The organism is Psychrobacter sp. CAL346-MNA-CIBAN-0220, from assembly GCF_040309805.1.
Lineage (GTDB): Bacteria > Pseudomonadota > Gammaproteobacteria > Pseudomonadales > Moraxellaceae > Psychrobacter.
This window is the reverse complement of the sequence record NZ_JBEOPF010000001.1, coordinates 17,158-41,416: the sequence shown is the minus strand read 5'-3', so window position 1 is coordinate 41,416 and position 24,259 is coordinate 17,158. Positions and strand designations below refer to the sequence as shown.

At 37.7% G+C, this 24,259-nt stretch carries 12 protein-coding genes and 2 pseudogenes; 9 read left to right on the top strand and 5 right to left on the bottom strand.

Annotation, left to right across the window (positions count from 1 at the left end):
* Nucleotides 1-418: 418 nt before the first annotated feature.
* Together AAEY88_RS00140 and AAEY88_RS00135 are read left to right on the top strand one after the other, a co-directional pair.
* Entirely contained in the window at nt 419-2,125 is a 1,707-nt protein-coding gene (locus tag AAEY88_RS00140) for a hypothetical protein (protein WP_350557504.1), read from the top strand.
* Nucleotides 2,126-2,174: 49 nt separating this feature from the next.
* The gene (locus AAEY88_RS00135; protein WP_350557502.1) at nt 2,175-2,522 is read left to right on the top strand and encodes a hypothetical protein; all 348 of its coding nucleotides are present in this window, start codon (nt 2,175-2,177) and stop codon (nt 2,520-2,522) included.
* A gap of 867 nt (nt 2,523-3,389) precedes the next feature.
* On the opposite strand, the gene AAEY88_RS00130 is transcribed toward AAEY88_RS00135, so the two are convergent.
* A complete protein-coding gene (locus AAEY88_RS00130; RefSeq protein ID WP_350557500.1) occupies nt 3,390-3,701 on the bottom strand; it encodes a hypothetical protein in 312 nt (103 codons plus the stop codon).
* A gap of 129 nt (nt 3,702-3,830) precedes the next feature.
* Here AAEY88_RS00130 and AAEY88_RS00125 point away from each other — a divergent pair, with 129 nt between their 5' ends.
* Together AAEY88_RS00125 and AAEY88_RS00120 are read left to right on the top strand one after the other, a co-directional pair.
* Complete coding sequence (locus AAEY88_RS00125) at nt 3,831-5,294, top strand: hypothetical protein (protein WP_350557498.1); 1,464 nt, start codon at nt 3,831-3,833, stop codon at nt 5,292-5,294.
* Nucleotides 5,295-5,428: 134 nt separating this feature from the next.
* Nucleotides 5,429-6,638 (top strand): annotated as a pseudogene (locus AAEY88_RS00120) (IS256 family transposase).
* Nucleotides 6,639-6,976: 338 nt separating this feature from the next.
* Here AAEY88_RS00120 and AAEY88_RS00115 read toward each other — a convergent pair.
* Complete coding sequence (locus AAEY88_RS00115; RefSeq protein ID WP_350557496.1) at nt 6,977-8,197, bottom strand: HEPN-associated N-terminal domain-containing protein; 1,221 nt, start codon at nt 8,195-8,197, stop codon at nt 6,977-6,979.
* 136 nt (nt 8,198-8,333) lie between these two features.
* Between AAEY88_RS00115 and AAEY88_RS00110 the strand changes: the two genes are divergently transcribed.
* The gene (locus AAEY88_RS00110; RefSeq protein WP_350557494.1) at nt 8,334-14,057 is read left to right on the top strand and encodes an ATP-binding protein; all 5,724 of its coding nucleotides are present in this window, start codon (nt 8,334-8,336) and stop codon (nt 14,055-14,057) included.
* A 603-nt stretch (nt 14,058-14,660) separates the two neighbouring features.
* Here AAEY88_RS00110 and AAEY88_RS00105 read toward each other — a convergent pair.
* Nucleotides 14,661-16,343 carry an NAD-dependent malic enzyme gene (locus AAEY88_RS00105; RefSeq protein ID WP_350557492.1) on the bottom strand — a complete coding sequence of 561 codons (1,683 nt, stop codon included), beginning with the start codon at nt 16,341-16,343 and terminating at the stop codon, nt 14,661-14,663.
* A 321-nt stretch (nt 16,344-16,664) separates the two neighbouring features.
* Here AAEY88_RS00105 and AAEY88_RS00100 point away from each other — a divergent pair.
* Nucleotides 16,665-17,230 (top strand): annotated as a pseudogene (locus tag AAEY88_RS00100) (transposase); the annotation flags it as partial.
* A gap of 168 nt (nt 17,231-17,398) precedes the next feature.
* Here AAEY88_RS00100 and AAEY88_RS00095 read toward each other — a convergent pair.
* Both AAEY88_RS00095 and AAEY88_RS00090 read right to left on the bottom strand, forming a co-directional pair.
* The gene (locus AAEY88_RS00095; protein ID WP_350557489.1) at nt 17,399-18,526 is read right to left on the bottom strand and encodes a M14-type cytosolic carboxypeptidase; all 1,128 of its coding nucleotides are present in this window, start codon (nt 18,524-18,526) and stop codon (nt 17,399-17,401) included.
* Between the two features lie 210 nt (nt 18,527-18,736).
* Entirely contained in the window at nt 18,737-19,450 is a 714-nt protein-coding gene (locus AAEY88_RS00090; RefSeq protein WP_350560355.1) for a DUF6977 family protein, read from the bottom strand.
* 1,066 nt (nt 19,451-20,516) lie between these two features.
* Here AAEY88_RS00090 and bhcB point away from each other — a divergent pair.
* The 3 genes from bhcB to bhcD all read left to right on the top strand — a co-directional run bounded on the left by bhcB (nt 20,517) and on the right by bhcD (nt 23,910).
* Nucleotides 20,517-21,497 carry a beta-hydroxyaspartate dehydratase BhcB gene (bhcB, locus tag AAEY88_RS00085; RefSeq protein WP_350557487.1) on the top strand — a complete coding sequence of 327 codons (981 nt, stop codon included), beginning with the start codon at nt 20,517-20,519 and terminating at the stop codon, nt 21,495-21,497.
* A gap of 146 nt (nt 21,498-21,643) precedes the next feature.
* Nucleotides 21,644-22,798: a 3-hydroxy-D-aspartate aldolase BhcC gene (bhcC, locus tag AAEY88_RS00080; RefSeq protein WP_350557485.1), complete on the top strand. Its 1,155-nt coding sequence runs from the start codon at nt 21,644-21,646 to the stop codon at nt 22,796-22,798.
* A 110-nt stretch (nt 22,799-22,908) separates the two neighbouring features.
* Entirely contained in the window at nt 22,909-23,910 is a 1,002-nt protein-coding gene (gene bhcD, locus AAEY88_RS00075; RefSeq protein WP_350557483.1) for an iminosuccinate reductase BhcD, read from the top strand.
* The last annotated feature ends 349 nt before the right edge of the window (nt 23,911-24,259 follow it).

The following is a 24,259-nucleotide window of genomic DNA, read 5'->3' as shown; positions in this document are numbered from 1 at the left end:
TCAAGCATGCCAGCAAGTATTAGAGTCGGTATAAATACACTGATGTAGTCGGTTTTATAGTCGAGCTATGCTAAAAATTGAGATTGATACTCAAAATAGTTAACACTAAAGTAAATTAAGTTCTTATTGAAACTATAACTTATTAGGTAGTAAGTCCCTCAATATTATGGTGTTTAGAATATCATCAATATCTGCATATACCATGGAACAAACTTACTCTAACAAGTCAGAAAATCTCTATATGCTATTATTTATATAATGTAGAGGGCTGAGGTATAAAACTTACTTTTATTAGGTGACGCTATTAATATCAGGGTTTGTAACAGCTTATCTTGTCTATCGCAATTTTGATACCTATATTAGCTGTCAGTTAATTGGTTAAATTACTCCTCGATTAATTAACTTCTTAGGAATAATCATGAATATTGTACAAAGCTCCACATTACCAACAATAAGTTTCTTTAATAAGGCGATTTTAGATAGTCTAGGAATTTGGGGGGGAGATGTCGTTGATGTCGAGTTTGATGTAATGGCTACAGAAGATCAACGCAGAAAAGCTGTAAATCTTGTATTTGAGGAGCACAAGAAACCTGATGGATCTTATGGGCCTCTTTCATCCGTTCTTAAGTCAATGGAAGATAATGCGCCACAAAGCTATAAACTTCAGCGGAGAACGCGAACAATTCAGGATTTAATTCAGCATTTTGCTAAGGAAGATTTTCGTAGTAGTTTTGAATTTGATGAATTAGAACCTTATATACAAGAGGTTATAAAAGAAAAATTTAGTGATCCTATATTAAGTGAATTCGTAATAAACACTAGACGTTCTCTAATTGAACACTATAAAGAGTTTGTTAGGGAATTTATCCCTAATGATGCTGAGGCAATAAATGGTTATCAGTTATTTTTAACCCACATTGCTGTAGAGGTTATATGTAAGTCGCTGTTTTCAACACTGTCGCACTCCTACTCACTCGAAGAGCTAAGTTGCGCTGCTATTTCATTTGGTAGTCAAAAAGATAATGAAGAGATATGGCCTCTTAAAGCATATTTTGACGAGTTACTAAAAAGCTCGCAAGTCTCTGCTTATAAGCTTCATCAATTTCATGAATTTCAATTAAACAATCCAAATCTCGCTGATGTTGATATTTGGAAAAAGATTAACCCCGCTGATTTGACCAATACGAAGTCCAAACAAGTCGTTGCACGTTTCAACCGAAAAAACAAAATGAACTGGAATAAGGTTTGGCAACAAATATCTCCAATTATTTCTCGTTTACCAGTTGATGAAAAAATAGTGAAGTTGAATAGTTTTGTTGCTCAGTGGATTCATAATTTAGTCATTAATATAGAGCCAGTAAGTGAATGTGAGTATGCATTAGAAGGGATATTAGCTAGCATCTATAAAAGCATTGAATACTCTAAAGAAAAATATTTAGTAAAGCAGAATACTATTTATTTAAAGCCAATTAGCGATGTTATTGATGATTTTTCAGATATTACATTTGCTGAATCTGGTGGGACTCGTGATATAGAAACATCTGATTTTTTAGTTACTTGTAAGGTTAATCAGGATAAATATAGATCTTGGTTAGCTAGTAGTAAGTTTTACGCAAGTAACTCGCTGCCTATTGAATTTACCAACTTTTGGTGTATTGACACTGAAGAAAATATCGATGTAAAGAAACTTTCAGTTGTAGTTGAAGCTACTCTCCTCAATCCTTTTTCTTCCTGGGTTAAATACTGGAGTGAAGCAAGAAGGTCAATGATCGAAGGGGATATGAACGAGGCGTTACAGTATTTTAAACTATCTTTATCACACGCAAAATATGGATCAGGTCGCTATTTTACATCTCTCTATATTGATATCTGTGCTTTTTGTAAAATGATGTATAAGTACTTTTCTGCAAGAAATGAAGCTGATATTTTTGAACGATTCTATGATGAACTTGGTTCTAATGCTTCAAAATATAGTAATTTGCTAGGATATAAGCCGAAATGGATGCGAGATCCAAAAACATTAGCTCCATCTTATACTAATCAACTTAAAAATTCGATGATAGTGAAAATGATAGATTTAACAGTGGTGAAAATGCAGCAGCTTCAGAGTAGCGATTGTTTATAAACAATGGAGCTATTTTTACTATTAAAAATATTGAATTCAGGAAGATAAAATGAAAAGTGAAATCTGTTTTGGAAAGGTATCTGGCGAGTCACTTACGGAGTATTATTCTGAACATGAAGCTTTAGATGCAGCAGAGTATTCAGAAATACAATTTGGGCATGAACTAGTACCATACAACTGTAGGAAATGCGGGCAATGGCATTTGTCACCAAAAAGCAGGCAAACACCTACTAAAACCTGTGAATTTTGTACTGCCGCTGATAGTAGCTTTAAGGAATCATATAAAACGAAAGTTGATGCTAAAACAAGATCTAAAATTATCAGAGATGAGCGTGGAATTAATTTAACTGTTTATCAATGTATTCATGGTAACGGTTGGCATCTGACAAAGGCATAATAAATATATTCACGGTGAGTCGTTTTCGGCCTTGTCCAGAAATCTGTGTGATTTTATAAGGCGGGACGATTACGGCTTAGCTTTCTGAGGCGCTTGGGGCTATTTCCCTCACCTATCTTTGTAGTAGTCAACTAATTTAGTACATTTGATAAGAGGTTTTGATTAAAGTAACGTCTTTTTTTCAGCCGGTGTTAGAATCAGTGTGAATACAATGACGTGGCTAGTTTTATAGTCTAGCTATGCTGAAAATTGAGATTAATACTAGAAATAATTAACGTTGAAGTAGATCAAATTCTTATTAAAACTATAACTTATTAGGTAGTAAATCCTTCAATATTGTGGTGTTTAAAATATCATCAATATTTGCATATGCCATGGATCAATCTTACTCTGGCAATTTGGAAAAGCTCTATATGCTATTATTTGTATAGTGTAGAGGGCTAGGTTATGAAACTTACTTTTCTTAGGTGACGCTATTAATACCGGGGTTTGAACACATAAGTCCAAAAAAAGAGCTAGATACAGTAGCCCACCCTGCTTACTTTGTTAACACCGAACAAACTACTGTAGAAGATGTTATTGCTAACATAGAAAGGTTATGTGAAAAGTTAAGGAATATCAATGATGAGTAACGCCAATCAACGGGAACGCATAAGAAGAGTTAGTTTATAGGCTGGCTTGAGATTTGTCAGACGCCAACAACCTCATTAATGAGGTTATAAGGATATTAATACCATAAATTCATATACGGTATGACTGATTTTGATAGAAGTAGAAAAGGTTGCCAACACTGTATCATACATAGTGTTAGCAACTTTTCTCTACTTAGCATTTTACTTAGATGAAGTTGTCAAAATTGGGGTTTGACTAAACTTGGAATCTACTATCTTCACCTTTATTCCTAACGATTTTGGCTAGTTCACTGGTTTCACGATCTAAAGCAGTTTTTAACACAGCTACTTTGTTGACTTTAATTTTCTTTTGCTTAGCATGGAGATCGGCAGCCCTATCCAACTCAACTTGCTTATTTAAATCGGGCAGTAACTCTGGAGTTACATATCCGTACTCATCGTTAAGAGTATTTATTATTTCACTTGGTGAAAACCCCGTTTCTTCTGCAAGGACCGAGACGCTCTTAGCCAAACTACGTTGTAGATTACGTTGAACAATATTTGACATAGTATTTACCTCTTGATTAGACATTTTGGTTATTTAGGCAACTAGCAAAAACTAATCTGTTGCTCTGGTGTAGATATTAAAACAAGGTTACGATCTAAAAAGCAGAAAAAATTAATAAGTGATAAATTTATGGATTTAGAGAATCAAGAAAAACTCTTAGTCACGAATAGAGATGAGTTGCGTCGAAGGCATAAGGGCAACTATAAAGCAGTGACTAATGGAGAGATTTATCTCTTACCGTATGAAGTATCGTTACGCTCTAAGAGTGACTCATTCTTTTCATCCTTATCAAACTATGACTTTCTGAAAAATACTGATAATGATGGACAATTGACGCTTACAGGGCTTAGACAAGAATTATGGGTATTAGATGATGAAAATAGTAATAATGATTTTTGGAAAAACTTCAATGATTCAGCACTCAAGACGCACTTGAATACAATTTTGGGGCTAACTAGAAGTAATAAAAAGGATAAGGATTGGCGTCAAACCTATCTCAAGCAAGCAAAAGAAACAGATATTGATAAGCCACATCATGATGATATGCTCAAATGCATTTATCTTCTAGCACATATGCATAAAGCAAGTCCAACATTTATTCGGCAACTAGCTGTAGTTAATGATGCTTGGTCTACGGACTTAAGAGTGTATTATCCTCGTAAAGACTTCGCTTTTAGCGAAGAATACGGAGGGTATTTGGCGGAGCTTTACAGTAATATTCTCTATCACCAGTCCGATGAAATATGCAAGGTTTTGAAATCCTTTGATCTTCTGATTGATAAAATGGTGAAACTTTCGGGCGTAATGTTTGCAGATATATTAGAGAGACGTAGCAAAGACAATGATAGTCCCAGTCTCAAAATTCTAAAATATAATCAAATTTCGAGCATTACGCACCACCAGGCTTTGCAACGTTATTTGATTAGTAAGATAACAGCAGATTTTTATGATGATTCCTTTGATTCCCTAAAGAATAGAGAGAACCAAGGATTGGCAAATGTGAGACATTATTGGCTAGTAGCAGCTCAATGTCTACGATTGAAATTAGGAAATCCTATGACTAAAAAAGGAGATTACTGGTACTCTGATGGTAATCAATCCATATCTCAACAAGACGTGGATTATCTCATTAGTTTACATGCTAATGCGTTAGCAGCTGACGCCTTACAAGACTTAAAATTCGAAAGCCCAGGCTCTAAGAGTGGCAAGAAGGATACGTCTCTGCCAGCTGCTATTCGAAAAATGGCCGAACAGAATCCGCAAACAGTCGATGAGATATTAGAAGCGCCTGTACTAGATGTTGCTAACATCCCAGAAGTTTATACTAAATATATGTTGTGCCGAACTCAATATGCTGAATTTTACCGTAAACAAAGACATTTAGAGTTTATTGAGAACATGAAGCCTAACCCGAAGGTAGAAAAAGTACTAAGCTATATCAAAGGAAATAATTTAGCTCAAATACATGCTGACGTTGATGAAATAGAGCGCAAAGTAAAGTTAATGAACATCCTTCAAGGAAATATCGATAATATAGAAGGTGTTACAATAGTTTTTGAATATGGGATGCATGAGCTGCCAAAACGAGAGTGATTATCGTTGGTACTTAGAGAAGAAAGCGCTTAGAGTTCCATTAAGGCAGTATCTGATTGCTCAGACAACTGATTGGACGGGATTTTCCTAAAAAGTGTGTAACTGCTTATAATCCACTAACCGGAGAATAAGCAATGACTACCCAATCTGACATCAAGAAACTAGCCGAGCAAATGGCTGGTAGCATGAACAGCTTTGATGACATCAAAGACTTTCAGAAGCAGCTCATGAAATCCTTTATCGATACTGCTCTTGAAGCTGAGATGGAAGACCATCTCGGCTATCCTAAGCATGAGAAGGCGGATAAGCCCAATGGACATGGACACACTAAAAAGACCGTCCGCAGTGACACATGCGATCTTGAGATATCCACCCCAATAGACCGTGATAGCAGCTTTGACTGTACCCGTCAGTAAGCATCAAACCCGTATCTCAGGTCTTGATGATAAAATCATATTCTTTTACGCTAAAGGTCAAACCATCACTGAGATCGTCGAAACTATTAAAGAGCTCTACGATGTAGATATCTCAAGCAGCTTGGTTTCAAGAGTCATGGATAATATATTAGATGACATCACCGCACGGCAGAACCGGCCATTGAGCAGTATTTATCCTATCGTCTATCTAGACTGCATTGTCGTCAAGGTACGTCAAGACAAGCAGATCATCAACAAAGCCATTTACTTAGCCTTAGGCGTTAACCTTAACGGTAAAAAAGAGCTGCTTGGTATGTGGTTATCAGAGAATGAGGGCGCTAAGTTCTGGCTAGGCGTTCTCACTGAACTACAAAACCGTAGGGTAAAAGACATCCTCATTGCGTGTGTAGATGGTTTAAAGGGCTTCCCTGATGCCATCAACACCGTCTATCCAAAGGCTCAGGTTCAGCTGTGTATCGTACACATGGTGCGTTACTCAATGAAGTTTTTACCGTGGACGGATAATAAGGCAGTAGCCGCTGATTTAAAGGCCATCTACGGTGCGGATACCCTCGAGATAGCAGAGGCCAATCTCGATCATTTCGATGAGGTGTAGGGTGATAAGTATCCGCATGTCATCAAGTCTTGGCTTAATAACTGGGAGGGCTTAACGGTGTTCTTTGGCTACCCTAAAGATATCAGAAAAGCCATTTATACCACCAATGCTATTGAGTCACTAAACAGTGTGATTCGGACAGCGGTGAATAAGCGTAAGGTGTTCCCATCTGATCAGGCAGCATTCAAAGTGGTGTACTTAGCCACCCAGCAAGCATCCAAGAAGTGGTCGATGCCAATCCGTAACTGGACGTCTGCTCTTAATCGCTTTATGATTATGTTTGATGACCGTATCAGTAAGCACTTAATCTAAATGGCAGTTACACAGAATGTGGGATGGTCTCGATTGAATACCCGTTCCCATATGCTTTTTTGACCAATAACTAAAACAAGTATGAATCACTCTAAAGTCGCCTAAGCGTTCAGGTAGATTACGCCAAGCTATGCCAGTCTTGTCATAGTTGAGCTCGGTTTGCTATATATAAAATGAGTATAGCTTATTCTAAAACACTTCTGCTAATTGATGACACGCTTTTATTTAAAAGATTTAAAACAACCTCTATATCAGGCTTTCATAATTCTTATTGGGTAGTGAGCCCTAAGTTGTTATTTTAGTTAAGCATCTCATAACACTAAAAATACTATTAAACTTTAACTAACCTGAGTATACCCATTTAATATTTCTGACTCTATTCTGTTCAACCTGAGGAGAGCATCATTTTCAGACAGCTCGTCTGTATTTAAACACTGTTCAGAAGTCGCAAATATGACCATCGCTCTATGACCTTCATTTTTAGAACTAGGATAAATTACACCATCTACTTGCCTGCCATCTTCACTTTTAAAAACATGTCTGAAGTATTCTGTCACAATTTGAGTGGGCACGTAATCTATATGAGCCCTATCGTCTCTTGCAATAGGTTTAACAAAATCGTGAACGAAATTTTGCAAAAATCTTATATAACTACGAGTTTCTCTTTTATGCTCATCGAACAGACTAGGAACATTAGATTTTTCAGGTAGATTAACTAATACAAGCTCTCTGGTCGGTCTAAAAATACCACAGATAGCTTTTTTATTGTTACTACATTGTTGATAAGTTTCACTTACTGCAGTTTCCATATCAAATGCGCCGTAAAACATCGGGATACCTGCTGGACTCATCCTGTTCGGCATAGTGGCAAATTGAGTTGGCGGAGAACCTAAATCTTTGGCAGTAGTCAAATCCTCGTCTAGTTCAGTAATTCTTACTCGAAGTATTTCAGTATCTATACTTACCACTTCAATTAAACCAACTCTATTTATAATACTACCTAATACATCAAGTATTTTTACAGGATCCATCTCATCATGTTGCTTTGTATTATAATCAAGATTTCTTGCGTTTAAGAAAAGATATCTTGATTTCGTTTTAACAAAGCTACAAAAATGATTCCATCCATACATATAGGTTTCGTCAATTTTTAAGGAGTACGGCTCTCTTTCACACCATTGTTGGTTATCTATTGAGTCCATAATTAATTGGGAAACATTATAATTTACAATACCCAACTCAATTATTTCAAATAAATCCCACGTATCGTAAACCTCTCCCTGCCAACCCCCTTCTCTGGTTTCATATGGTAGCCCCTCATTATTTGGATCTCCCCATTCATAATGAATACTATTCAAAATATGTTCTAGCACTAACTCTAACTTACTGGCAATGACATCTTCATCATAACCTTCACAAAATGAGCATGTTGTAGAAGTCTGATGCTCTTTTATAAAATTATTAATACCATCTTCTTCAAAACAGTTATTACAGACCGTTAAATATTTGTCACAGCTAAAGCCTCGCTCCCAGTCGCTAATTTGCTGTTGTTTTGCCATTCCCATGCTTTAACCTCTCAATTTTATATATTTAACTTGTATCTCAATTTACGTATATACGATAGTATCTAACTTAATAAATGTTCTAATCTAAGAATTCAAAAATTCTAACTCAATCATTATTATCGACTTAACTATGGCAAGTGACATCAAACATACGCAGCTAACCAGAGTAGGATATTCATATCAAGACCTCTGGTGTACTAAGCTTCTAATAGATTGGTTCCATAATCCTAATTTATATCAGTGGATGACTATAGAAAACTCTGAATCAGGACCACATGATTTTAAAGGTCTAGATGACGTTGTAGCTCTGAACTTACAAGGAAAATACGAGCTTTATCAAGTCAAGTTTACTATCGATTCGGAGCGTAAAGATTTAAGCTTAAGCCTTGACTGGTTATTAAAGAAGAAAGACAAAGGTACATCCTTTATTCAAAAATGGAATACCGACTTTAAAAAGTACTATGAGGTTGATTTACTGGCCAAGGCTGTTCTAATTACCAATAGAGTACCCGATAATATTGTTAGTCAAGCACTTACTAACGAAATTATAGATCTTAAAATGATTCCTTCTGAATACCTTAGCCAAATTTATAAGCAGCTCGGTGGAACCGATGAAGCAAAGAGCTTCTTCAAACACTTTAAATTTCAACATAGTCAGCCGACAAACAATGACCTTGAAACGTCACTTCGCAATAGTCTTGTGCCTGACCATACTACAGATGAAGGTTGGTATCGCTTCATAAAAGCTGTTGAAAGATGGGCCACTACAAAGAAGCAGCCAGCACCTGATGGTCACATTAAGCTACAACATTTAAAAGACTTATTCAGTGTAGCTATTTCACAACCTTTATCGCAGTTTTTCGAAGTCCCAAATGGCTATACGCCTCCTTCAAAAGACTTTCATAAAAACATTTTAGCTAAAACTGAAAAATCGGGCGCATGGGTTGTTTTTGGTCGTCCTGGTATGGGTAAGAGTACATACCTATCGCATTTAACTAATGTATTAGTTGAGAAAGGTGTGCCTGTATTACGCCATCACTATTCTATTTTATCGCAAGGAGAGGTTGAGAGGGTCAGTTATACCAACGTAGCCAGATCAATACTACTTCAAATTAAACAAGTATTTCCAGATTTAATTAAGACTTCAGACTTAAATCATAATGACTTCTATGTCTCACTTAAAGAGGCTTGTGATAAAGCAGAAGCAAACAACAAGCAACTGGTACTGATTATTGATGGATTAGATCATGTTAGTAGAGAACGATCTGGTGATATTAGTCAGCTCAACCACCTAATTAATATTGTAAATAAACTCAAAGACAGGATATGTATAATTTATGGCACGCAACCGATAAGCAACATAAAACTGCCAGCGATTATGGAAGTAGATACACCTAGAGATACTCATTGGTTTGAATTACCACCTATGGATATGCATGCCATCAGAAGTTGGTTAGACAATTTAGTTGCTAGCAGTCAAATTAAAGTAGTAGGTGACAATGAATATAGGAATTCTGAACTAAGTGCCATCACTACCGCCTTTCATAGAGTATCAAGTGGCTACCCTCTCTATCTTATTTATTCGATAAGAAAACTGGCGAATAATAAAAACTACATAACTGCTTATGATGTTGAACGCTTACCTATCTGCCCAGATGGCAATATTCTCAAATATTATGATGTGCTGTGGTCAAACTTATCTGCTCAAGCACGTGAGGTTCTTCTTCAAATATCATGCGTAGAATTCTCATGGCCAGATAGAGACAGCTTAGCCACTTGCTTTGAAGATACCTTGAGCTTTACGAATGCTTTTGATGAAATTCGGCACTTATTTGATATTCGTTTAAGCGGTATCACGCCTTTTCATAGCAGTATTATTGTCTACTTAAAAAGTAAAGATGAGTTTACACAACAATCGAAAACTTTAACGAAAAGAGCGAAAAGCTGGCTTGATACTGACGCACCTGAATATTGGAGATGGGGCTGGCAATGGATTATTGAAAGCTATTTGGATAATCCACTACCTCTTCTAGAAGGTGTTAACCGTGATTGGTTAATTGACTCTGTATGCAAAGGATATCCTAACTCACATATTGAACGAATATTATATTTCGCTGAAAGAGCAGCTTTCGAGCAAAAAAAATATTCCGATCTTGTGAAATTTAGATTGATTAAGATGCGTCATCTTGATGGTCCAGATTTTCAAATTCAGGATTTTTCTGAATTTCTCAAAATTGCTGTGGAGAATCCAACAGCTAATTATGCCATGCTATGGCGAATAGATAATCTAAACACTTTATCTAACCAAGATATATCTGTGGTTGTATCTTATTCTAAGAGTAGCCCTAACGTATTAATGCGTTGTTTTGATGAACTGATTAAACGTATTAAGTTCTATGCTATGTATGGCGATGATCAAGGAAATACTGTAGATGCTTTGATCAGCTCAGCTTTTGACTGTCTTATTAAGTCCGAAAACCCAGATATAACGAAAGTTGTCTGGCTTCTTAACAAGCTTAATGAAAGGGCAGTTTGGTTTGATAAAATTATTGAAAGACTAGTATCATCTGGTTATTCCGATATTATTTTGGACTTTCCAGTAAGCTCTATTCCCGAAGATTCAATAAATATATATTGGGATAGCTTTGTGCTAGCATGTTGTGATCATGACATTTCTTTTCTACATAGACCAGAAAGAAAGAAAGCTATTACGAGCATTTACGGCTCAATAATTGCAAAATTAGAAGACAATAGGTTTCAAATAGATTGGGCTCAATTTACTAAGCCAGAGCCAATAGCTTCTTTTGAAAGTATGCCTTATAAGCGATATATAAAGCTATTTTTCTATAATTTAGCTCAATCTTTATCACATCCCAAAGCAACTCGTAAACTACCGGATTTCACTAATTCAGACATCACCACCTTTCAAAAAGATGCTGATATGTTTTTTGAGTATGTAGCCTCTAATGTAGCATATGATTTTTTAATTTCTAATAAAATAGATATCTTTGACATCTATAAACAAATAGAAGTATTCAGTTTTCCTAAGAGAACAGACTGTAATAACGACAAAGCACAGGTATGGCATACCGTATCAAAAGCCTTGACCCAAATATCTATTGTGCTGTATAGATTGTTCAGCACTACTAATCGAATAGTACCACTAAATGTGTCTGACTTTGACTATTTAGTAACTAACAGCTTATGGCTCGCACAAAACTGGCTAGAATCTGCTTCTGAACACGGTATCACAATATCTGTTCCTATAAAGGTCATAGAAAAAACGATACAAAGTTCGTTCGAAGAGTTATCACTACAAAAAAACCTTACCAACTACTTAGCAGGTGATAGTTTAGAAGTTACCAAGCTTGCCTATCAATATAACTTAGATAATGAGACAACAATTGGTTTAAAGAGTACGGCACAACATATTTATGGTTACGGTCATCGAAAAGATATCACGTTAAATGACGTTTATGAAGCTGTGGATGCTTGTGCAGAATATAGTGTAGGAAGTATTAAGGACTGGGTAATCCGACTAACGCCCTTCACTACTGATATATTTGAATATTCAGAAAAAGAGAACAGGCACATTCCTAGCTGGAGAATTAAGCTAATAGCTAAATACGTACCAGAACGTTTGGTGGATGAATTTGCATATCACATATCAGAACATAATTGGTCATTATGTCAAGATGTTCTTGACCAATTTATAATCAACTTTCCTCTTAACTCTGCAGCGGAAAAAGCACTATTATTATCGCAAACCACTTATGAGTCTCTAAGACAATTGGAATTAAGAGCTAATGAAAGCACTACTCTAAAAACCATCTTTAACGAACAATTAGAATTCTTGGGTAGTTTTCCTCCAGCGCCTAGAGACAGTAGATCTTCCTCTGATATGAGTAAGACTATTGAAATAGATATTGAAGAGTATCCACCAAACCGGCTGAATGATTTATGCGATGAGCTCAAGGCCCAAAATATATACTCTGCAGATGACTTTATAACAGGTTGGATCGATTATTGGGTAGATCAAAGTAAAGCTTTTGATATTATCGAAGCTTACGAAGCTCTGCTGATACTTGAAGATAATTTTCCTGACAACCTAAGAAGAAGCCTTGATAAAGTGTTTTTACTTAGTTGTAAGCTTAGAGGCGTAAAAAAATCTTATGCAATTGCATTGCATAGCGTTCGTCTAAATAGGCTATGGAGTCGGTTTTGGGGTGGAAAAGATACCATCCTTATTTATGCTGAAAAATACAAGAGTGACTGGCAAAAGTTCTTAGATGATACGTTATCTTCAAAATTTTCCAAAACTGGCGATTCAGAATGGTTTCTTATACCCACTTACGAACTCGTCAAATTTTTTCTTGTCGTTGGAGAGTATGATTTAGCGGTTGCTACAACTGAGTCTATGCTCAAATACTTGGAAGATGAGACTAGTCATCTGTCACTCACACCTTTATATTGGCAACTACAAGAATTAGCTATAGAACAAGTACCGTCTCACATACTTTTATGGTCATACAAATGGCCAGACAGAGTTGCTAGATTAAGGACAGCTCATCAAATTGCTAAACTTCTCGAAAGTGACATTTCGTTTCGACCACTATTTTTGCAGCACTTGAGTCAACTACAGTATGAAATAGACATAACTGACTACTTGTCAATCCTGTTGTTGATAAACAGAAAAATTTATAGTTCTGAGGAGCTAACCTTAGCTATTATATATCCATCAATATTATCGAATAATATTTTGAGAAAACTAGGGTTACTACCTAAAAAAGTAACTAGTGCTTTCTATACTGTTAAAAATGAAGATAAAACTTATTCAGATTCAGATTCATTTAACAAAGCACAGAATGGTATAGCTCCTTTATATTTGCATTTTCTACAAGTTTTAAGTAAGGAGTTGAATTATCCTCTTTTAGCACACTGTGAGTACGAATGGGAATATATCAAAGGTAGACAAGATTTTATTTACTTTAACTATTATGGCTTTTGTAACAATCGTTTTTATCCAAGAGATAAATTAGTATTCAATATAGTTACTCAAGCAGAAACGGTCATCTTATCCGCTTATTTAAGAACATTATCCTATGCATATCACTGTCTAGGACTATCTGATGAAAAAGCGAGTTTTTTCGCGAATCAAGTTAAACCTTTCGGCACTCCTTATACTTCTTTGCAACCGTCTAAAGCACCAACTGGTTGGCCTCAGCTTTTAGAAATTAAAAAAAATGAAGCTTTACCTGATAAAGCAGCATTGGCAAAATATATGCAAAACTTGATAAAGCAGGAAGAAAAGATACTATCTGGTTCAGGTCCGATTATTCGTACTATAAATGGTGTATGTATAGACATGGAGCTGCAAATCTTTCAATCTAGTAAAAAAACAAGCCTAACTCCTAAAGAAGTATTTGATGCACTCCAGTACGACATTGGTAGAGAGCTAGGTATTAACCCCTTTTCAATGCGTGCACATCCACTAGGCTTAGAATTGGGTAGATTCGAAGTTAATTATGCCTCTAGAGGCATCGAGACTCCGAGCTTTACAATCGGCTGCCCTCCCGCAGATATGAGAACAACATTAAGCTCAGTTGACCATTACTTTGGAGATGTTCTGAATACTAAGTATAAAATATGGCACTATCATTGGTATCCGATACATTATGCGTATATAGGCCCAGCGATGGGAGCCTATTTGATAGTGCCAGAAGGTATATGGAATATATTACGAGACAGATTTGAGAACAGTATCTATATGTTGGGAAGGCTTACTATCATAGATAAGCGTAATTACAATAAGGATGATGACCCTATTGAGATTTATAGCATAATAAAAATATAAATAAAAAATTCTCATATTTAACAAATGATAACAATATTTCTTGTTGAATCTGAATACCTAAATTTAGCTAGTTAACCAAGCTTTTACCCAAATGAATAGTTGGTATATTGGTTGGTATAAATATTTTATTTATATATAAAATTCATAAATATCATATACTTAATTACTAAGTTAAGTTGATACTGGGCCCACCATATATAAGCTATACCATTAAAGACTTTCAAGAGATTGAAGGTCTTTTTTATTGTCTGCTATTTTCTATCAGCTTGTAAAAAGTAATCAGATAGCAATCGGTATTGAGCTATTTAGACCAACTTAGACCAAAATTGAGGCAAATAAAAAAGCCTCTTATAGCTATATTTAATAAAGCGTTAAGAGGTTATTACGTTTTAGATTTTTATTAGGTGACAAGGTTGAACCTGGGGTTTGAACCACACAATTAACGACACTATATAATAAGCAACTATAATTTTATGATTTCAAATACAATCATCCTTATATTAGCCAATAATTAAGGTTAAATCAAAAGCCAATAATAATAAACAAAGCCGAATGCTACTGCTAGCAGTAACATTCGGCTCTTTTATATGACCTTTCTAACCGCTAGAAGGAGGTACGACGATAATTGCGGTATTTAGGCAACCAGAAATTAGCCTTTAATCGACGTTCGAAATTTTCTGCCGTTATAGGTAATGCCAATCTATCTTCAACCGCTTGTAATGCAACTGCACTGGCTATTTTTTCACTGATCTCTCTAATGACTTTGATTGGCGGTAATAGTGCGCCTGGTGCTTTTTCATATTCCATTGATATATCTGCAAGTGCTTGACTTGCGGCCATGAGCATATTATCGCTGATACTAGTCGCACGTGATGCTAAAACACCTAGGCCAATACCTGGAAATATATAACTGTTATTACACTGAGAAACTTCAAAAGACTGACCTTCAAAAGTTGTATTAGGAAAAGGGCTACCGGTTGCAATAATTGCCTTACCTTTACTCCAGTTCGTTATTTCTTGTGGTGTTGCTTCAACGCGAGACGTTGGGTTTGAAAGCGGTAATACAATTGGATTTTCAGTGTTAACACATAAAGCTTCGATCACCTCCTGTGTAAATAGACCTTTTTGTCCGCTCACACCAAACAATACCGTTATTTTTGCTTGTTTAACCACTTGCGCTAAACCGAGTTTTTGACTCTTATCCCAGCTTTCAATAGCTGATTCTTTTTGCACTAACGGTGCTTGGAATTTTTGTAGCTCTGTCATGCTATCCGTTAGCAAACCATAACGGTCAACCATAAATACTTGTCTGCGGGCCTGCTCTTCCGTTAAACCTTCACGCTGCATTTGGCGAACAATATGCTCGGCGATACCACAACCAGCTGATCCTGCACCCAAAAATGCTATTCTCTGTTGACTAAGTTTTTGACCTTTATTTAAACAAGCTGCAATCAATGTGCCGACTGAAACAGCAGCGGTCCCTTGAATATCATCATTGAAGCAACATAATTGATCACGATATTTATTTAACAAGGGTGTCGCGTTCCCTTGTGCAAAATCTTCAAATTGTAATAATACCTCTGGCCAACGACGTTTAACCGCTTGAATAAATAAATCTACAAATTCATTATATTCATCACCAGAAATTCGTGGATTTCTCCAGCCCATGTACATAGGGTCGTCAAGTAACTGTTGATTATTGGTGCCGACATCTAATAAAATGGGTAGGCAATAAGCAGGGCTAATACCACCACAAGCCGTATATAAAGCTAATTTACCAATTGGGATTCCCATTCCGCCAATGCCTTGATCTCCTAAGCCCAATATACGTTCACCGTCGGTGACAACAATCACTTTCACTTTTTGTTTGGTTGCATTTTGCAGCATGTCATCGATTTTATGGCGCTCAGGATAAGAGATAAACAAGCCACGTTTACGACGATAAATTTTAGAGAATTTTTCACAAGCTTGGCCAACCGTTGGGGTATATATCAACGGCATCACTTCCTCAATATGCTGCTCAATCAAATGATGGAATAAGGTTTCATTGGTATCTTGTATATTACGCAAATAAATATGCTTATCCATATCACTAGTAAACGAGCTAAGTTGATGATAAGCGCGTAATGATTGCTCTTCAATCGTCTCGATATTATGAGGTAATAAACCGGTTAGATTAAAGCTATCGCGTTCTTCTGATGAAAAAGCGCTACCCTTATTTAACAAAGAGGTTTCTAATAGTGCTGGCCCAGCAAAGGGGATATATAACGGACGTTGGTTTGACATAATAAAATCTTCTTAGTAAAGGCGTATGGTGGTACAAAGTTAATGGTTTAAATGTTTTTACAAATTCATTAAATAACAGAAATTATTTACATTTATTTCTTTGTCTAACTTTCTTAAAATTATTCAAACTAACACACTTAAGGGTTGATACCCATAAGCAATTAAATGTCTTTCATAGGCTCTCAGCATTGATGATGAAGTGATTTTTTTATTATGTTTGCTTAATTGGATAAGTAATTTATAGTAAGTTAGAGATTGAGCGATGCTGAAGAAACCGTAAAGATAAACTTGGTAAACTAACCACTCGACGAGAAAGTTACCATGACCAAGAAAATGCAGAGCTATAGTACAGAATTTAAAGCAGAAGCGGTCAAAAAGATAGCAGATAATAACGGTAACTTGCGTGCCACTGCTCAGCAATTAGGAATAGCGATGCAAACGTTATCAAATTGGCAGAACAAAACCAATTAAGGCAAGCTTGTCGGCACAGAACCATATGATCCTAAACTTATGGCAGCTCTTGAAGAAATCAAGCAATTCAAACGGCAATTAAAAATAACCCAAGAGGCACGAGAGATATTAAATAAGGAAGGATAAAGCGAATCACAGCTCGTAAAGTATGCCTTTATTGAAGCCAACCAGCAAGTATTTAGTATTACGCTTATGTGTCGTATACTGGACGTTAAGCCATCAAGCTACTATGACTTGGGTGAATCGTGACATCAGTGAGCAGCAAATACATGGTCAGAAGCCTTAAAGAATAGCATGGCATTGCTTACCGTCGCTACAAACGCTTTAAAGTCCCCACCAACTCCAGTCATAACGAGCTGGTCTATCCAAATGTATTAGATCAGAAATTTAATGCCAAGACAGATATGGTTTGGCTCTTATCATCAGGCTGCTTGATCAAAATCTCCCAAGTTCATGTTTACGGATTTGACAGCATAGGTCACTCTTAATTGCTCGAGCAGCTACCCCAAGCAATTGGTCTAAATCATTAACTAACGGCAAGTTATTAATTAACGCCAAGTTATTAATTAACGCCAAGTTATTAATTAACGTAAGGCATCAACGACCGCCAACATGGCAATTAACGACGCTTCACCTAATTTAACAGAACGCTCTGGTGACCAACCCATAGCCACGTCGGGTACATTATCGTTATCTTTAAAAGGCATCTCTAAAGTATTTGCAAGGCAGTCAAAATGTTCAGCAGCCCAGTGAGTTGCGATGGTCATGTTCGCTTTACCCGGCGCATCAACCTCATAACCAAATTCAGATTGAAAATCGGCACTGGCTAATTTTAACACGTCTGAAAATCTATCACGTAGACGCGCGAGACGGTCGTTATAACTTGGCGTACCTTCAGAGCCGGCAAGGAACACAAAAGGTAATGCTTCATCGCCATGCACATCATAAAATAGATCCACACCGGTCTCTTTCATTTTATTGATCACATGAAACACCTCAGGACTTTTTTCTAAACTTGGATTTAACCATTCACGGTTTAAATTAGCACCTGATGCATTAGTACGTAGATGTCCGCGCGCACTACCATCGGGGTTCATATTAGGCACAATATAGAAGTTAGCTTTATCTAACAACAACTTACCGGTGGCATTATCACTATCCAACAAGCTATGTATTAAACCATCGACTAACCATTCAGCCATCGTTTCACCGGGATGCTGACGCGCAATGATCCAAATATTACGTTTATTAGTATTTCCATCACCAATTTTAACTAAAGTTAAGTCGCGCTTATCAAGGGTTTCACCTAAATGCTCTACGTTCACTAATGGGTGCATTTGTACGGCTGCTAATAAATCTTGATGACGCTCATAACTATAAGGGGCAAAATAAGCAATTTGAATGGTTTCATACTCCATATCTGCCACTATGGTTAACGTTCCGTCTTTATAAAAGGTTGGCAGACGGAACCAATGCTGACGATCGTACGAAGCAACGGCTTGGTAATCTTCCCACCCTGCCGGGTATGACGCTTCGCCTGCATTAAGAATATTGAGAACATATTGTTCTCCAACCTGACCTGATAGACGAAAGTTAAACCACTGGAAAAACTCTCCGCCAAAGTCCGGACGAATAGCCAACTGGATATCTTTTTTATTATCTAAATTAATAACGTCAATATTGCCGGCGTCGAAATTAGCAGTGATATGCATAACCTTTCCTTAATTAGTTTTTACCATAACTTTTTATACCGTTTTTCTTTAAACTGGAGCTGTGGCAGTCGGGCCAATTAATCTCTATTTGTGTCTTCATGACCTCAAATATAACATTTTTTCTCCGGCTGTAGACTCTCCTTTGATTTCTCAATATACTTTTTAAAACAACACCAATAAACGATTATAAATCATTATTTTATCGAGCTATCAGACCCAACCCTCTTCCAAAAGCTGCTCGGTATTACTCACTTGAAACTCATTACATAAGTCAAAAAATACCATCGGTTCTTCCACATTATCGAGCAACTCTCGTTTATTGAGTGCCACAAACATAGCCAGCGCATAAGCCGAACAATGGATAGACTTTTTGGGATTAAACTCAATATCAGTAAAAGCTTGATATTGCATGACCTCTTCATGCAGCTGAGGATTTTGCTTTAGGGCATTCACATACAGCCAATCATAAAAAGTAGTTAAGGGCTCTACGCCCCACTCCATACCAAAATAATTGTAGCCAATTAATTCACCCGAGGTTGTTAATCGCTCGTCTTTTTTGGCTTGTCTTGGCGGGGCTGTCAACAAGTCGGTGTAGGGACCACCGTCCTCAAAAACCATACTGCTTTGAAAGGCGTTTTCGACACTATACTGTTGACCATCATGCTCATTAGCTAACTTTAAGCTCGATGGACTCAGCAAAAAACTCAACTTATTGCCAGATTTGCTAGACAGCTCTAAGACGTGATTAAATCCATACTTTTTGCGAATAACTTGATGCAGGTCATTGATAGATTTTTTCTTTTGTCTACTCGCGAATCCCACATGCCGCTCAAACCTAACCATGTCCGTTTTTACCAGATTGTCACTGTTGACTCTAGGCATAAATACGGGTCTATGTTCTACAGCGTTTTGTGTTTGTTCCATAGGGTTCTGTCTTTGTTCCATAGCGATGTGCCTTATATCAATGGTCTTGTATAAATTTTCTTTCATAACTGGTCTGGCATAAATAGCATTTAAATAAGCAGTGATCCAAATACATCAAGCGCTTCTGGCGGCTCACTCTATCATTGCTAGCAGCGCCTCTTTATCTCTTGGCATTTCACTCTCTGGCAGTCAAATGCATTTGCTCAATCCAAAATACACTGAACCCAATCAGCGCTCGCGGGGAAGTTTATCTTATTATTAATCATTTATCCTATCCTATTTTTGACCTATGCTGTCAAACCCGTAGACATTAACTTGGGAGATTTTAATCAAGCAACCTGACGGTAAAAGTCAAACCACATCTGCCTTGACGTTTTATACCCTAAACGCTCTTGAATTCTAGTCCCACTACGAGCACAGCTCTTGTCTTGCGTCGCTGCAAAGCAGTTGCCCCGCAGTGATATATAGTTTAAATACCTTTAAAATAAATTCGTAATAATGTAATTTTACCTACAGGTTAAAAAATGACTTGTTACAACTTGCCGTTGATGCTATATTTTAGTTGGTTGATGAGTATCTACACTTTTCAACCAAAACTTCTTAGTCCATCCTTCGTAAAAACAGTTACCGCAAGAAACACCATAAAAAGAAAGCAGTAAGCAGTATAGTGATAAATCACCTGCAACTCCTTTCTCTTGACATGGTTAATTTTTAAATCTATAAAACACAAAAGATAAACTCGTATGAGTCAGGAAGACTCTTGCATAAAATCCGATTGGCACCCTGCATATACAATTTTTGTATAACCTTTATACAAACTTACAAGGATGTAAATCAGAACGCTGCAAAATCCAATTTTTGTTCCTGATCCTACCAATATACTAGACAGACTACGTCACGTGATCAACGTGCCGTCCCTATCACTGTGCATCTGATTTCTCAGATAGATTTTTGCCCGTACTTTTTGATATCAAAAAAGTAGGTGGCACACGATATGGCGAAGTCATTCTGTTCAGTGTAGCAACTAAATAAGCAACTCAACAACAAAAATTAAAGGGTATTTTTTATGATAACAAATAACGATGGACTAACGATTCCAACCCTTGATGATATGCTAGAGGCTCATGAGCGAATCAAGCCATACATTCATCGCACCCCTGTTTTGACCTCGCAGTTTTTGAACGAGATGGCCGGCTGTGAGATGTTCTTTAAGTGTGAGAACTTCCAAAAAGCCGGTGCCTTTAAAGTACGCGGCGCATCAAACGCGGTGTTTGGTCTGTCTGACGAAGCAGCAAAAAATGGGGTATGTACGCACAGCTCAGGCAACCATGCGTTGTCTTTATCTTATGCTGCTGGCCGGCGTGGCGTACCGTGTCATGTGGTGATGCCGCATAGTGCACCAGAAGCAAAAAAAGCGGCAGTACGGGGCTACGGCGGAATTATTACCGAGTGCGAGCCATCAACCACTTCACGCGAAGAAGTGTTTGCTAAGGTTCAAGCAGAAACCGGTGGCGACTTTGTACATCCATATAACGACCCACGAGTAATTGCAGGACAAGCCACTTGCTCCTATGAGTTTTTAGAGCAAATGCAAGAAATTGGCAAAAAACCCGATATAGTTATCGCACCAATTGGTGGTGGTGGCATGATATCAGGTACTTGTTTGACCCTATCGAACCTAGCCCCTGACATCAAGATATATGCAGCAGAACCTCTAAATGCTGACGATGCTGCGCGCTCATTAAAAGCCGGTCACATTATCGCTGATGATGCACCCAATACCATCGCTGATGGCTTAAAAGTACCGCTTAAAGATTTGACCTGGCACTTTGTTAGTAATTACGTTACTGATATTTTGACCGCGACTGAAGAAGAAATTATTGAAGCCATGAAATTAACGTGGCGCCATATGAAAATCATCATCGAGCCAAGCTGTGCAGTACCGCTTGCCGTTATTTTAAAGAATAAAGACATATTTGCAGGAAAAACGGTCGGCGTCATTATCACTGGTGGTAACGTCGATCTTGATAAGTTGCCTTGGAACTAATTATCGGCAACTAAGTATTAGGCATTAATAATTAAGCATCATCGATACGAAAATTGAGCGTTAACTAAGCGCAAGTCATGCGCAAGTTTAAACGGCTTTTATACCATTAACGAAATACAACTAACTAACAACATGGAAGAATTAAAATGACAATTACTGCTGAATTAGAAGTAGGTTATAACGTACCCGCCGCTGTTGGTATGGACGAAGCCGACATTCAAACCCCTTGTTTGATATTAGACTTAGACGCCCTTGAGCGTAACGTCAAAAAAATGGGTGACTATGCCAAAGCGCATAACATGCGTCACCGTAGCCACGGTAAAATGCACAAATCGGTTGATGTACAAAAACTGCAAGAAGAGCTTGGCGGCGCTATCGGTGTTTGCTGTCAAAAAGTATCTGAAGCTGAAGTGTTTGTACGCGGCGGCATCAAGGATGTGCTGGTATCAAACCAAGTACGTGAGCCTGCCAAACTCGATCGCCTAGCAAAATTGCCTAAGATGGGTTCAACCATCACTGTCTGTGTCGATGACATTGATAACGTTGCTGAGTTATCAGAAGCTGCGACTAGAAACGGCACTGAACTTAATTGCTATATCGAAATCGATTGCGGCGCTGGACGTTGTGGTGTCACTACGACAGAAGCAGTGGTAGAGATTGCCAAAGCGATTGATGCTGCAAACAATATCCATTTCACGGGTATCCAAGCCTATCAAGGTGCGATGCAGCATATGGACAGCTATAGTGACCGTCAAACCAAGACCAACATCGCCATTGCTCAAGTAAAAGACGCCGTCGATGCGCTAACAGAGATCGGTTTAAAACCAAAATTTGTCTCAGGCGGCGGTACAGGCAGTTATTATTTTGAAAGTAATTCAGGTGTATTTAACGAATTACAGTGTGGCTCTTACGCGTTTATGGATGCCGATTATGGTCGTATTCTAGACGAAGACGGCAAGCGTATCGATGAAAATGAGTGGGAAAATGCGTTATTTCTTCTAACCTCTGTTATGAGCCACGCCAAAACCGACAAAGCGATTGTCGATGCCGGTCTAAAAGCTCAGTCAGTTGATAGTGGCCTACCCTTTATCTATGGTCGTGACGATGTTGAGTATGTTAAATGTTCAGACGAGCATGGCGTCGTAAGCGATCCACATGGCGTACTTAAAGTGAATGAAAAACTTAAGCTGGTACCTGGTCACTGTGATCCAACTTGTAATGTCCATGATTGGTATGTGGGTGTCCGTAACGGTAAAGTCGAAACCGTATGGCCGGTATCTGCACGCGGTAAAATGTACTAAAAAACCCTACTCTTAATATCATAATTTATGAAATGGGCTTTCAATGTGGCTATAGCTTTAGCCCACAGCCCATATCAAATTGAAAGTTGCGCACTAAAAAGGAATTTACAATGAGCGAGGAAAACAATATTAATAACGAAGGCGGTCTGCTGATCGTATCAGAAGATGCTTGCAAAGCAGTGATTGATCGTACTTCTGCATTTAGCGCGGTTGAAAATGTTTTTGCAGCAATGTCACACGGTGATGCTTATAACTTTCCGGTTATTCGAGAAGCGATTGGCTATGCTGATGCGCTATATGGCTTTAAATCAGGCTTTGACCGTGCTGGTAAAACACTAGGTCTTAAATCAGGTGGTTATTGGCCGGGCAATGCTGCTAAAGGCTTGACCAACCACCAATCGACGATTTTTTTGTTTGATCCCGATAACGGTAAATTGCGCGCTTTAGTGGGTGGCAACTACTTAACTGCCGTACGTACTGCCGCAGCATCTGCGGTATCGATCGCCCATCTGGCACGTAAAGACAGCAAGGTACTGGGTATGGTTGGTGCGGGTCATCAGTCTACTTTTCAGCTGCGCGCTGCACTTGAACAACGCAGTTTTGAAAAAGTAGTTGCTTGGAATAAGAATAAAGAGCGTCTCAAAAACCTACAAGCAGTTGCTGAGGAATTAGGCGTACCGTTTGAAGCCGTTGAGCGCGAACAGTTATGTGCAGAAGCTGATGTGATTATTACCATTACTTCGGCGTTTGAGCCGCTGCTTATGAAAGAGTGGATCAAACCCGGTACGCATCTTGCCTGTATGGGCACAGATACTAAAGGTAAGCAGGAAGTTGATGCTGATCTGATGTCAGCAGCCACTGTATTCACTGATGAAGTCGCACAATCAATTAGTCTTGGTGAAACACAGCATGCCATTGCTTCTGGCACAATCAAAGAAGAGGCGATTATTACGATCGGTGATGTTATCAATGGTAAACATGCTGGTCGTACCTCTGATGATGAGATTACAATTTTTGATGGCACAGGAGTTGGCTTGCAAGATTTAGCGATCGCATCAGTTGCTGTCAAACTTGCCGTTGAGAAAGGTGAAGCCCAGCACATCTCGTTGTAATTATGAGACTAGCCGCTGTATTTTAGAACCGCCAAATAATTAGTTTATTTGGCGGTTTTTTTATGATAAGTATAAGATGAGCTATGCTAAAGAAACCGTAGACTAACATTCGATAAGCTAAGAAAATAGAAGTCACTCTTGAACTCAACCACCTTCTAAATTTAACAACCTACTAAACTTAGAAAACGTCGAGAAAGAGTGTCCCCATACTTCATTCTATCTGTTTGGTTAAAATTTTCTAAAGTGATAATAGCGGATTCTTTTGCTTCGTCGGTATTTTTTCTGTCCACTTACTTTATCGAGATACCCCAGCAATGGCTCACCGCTAGTAACAATGGTATTCAAAGCC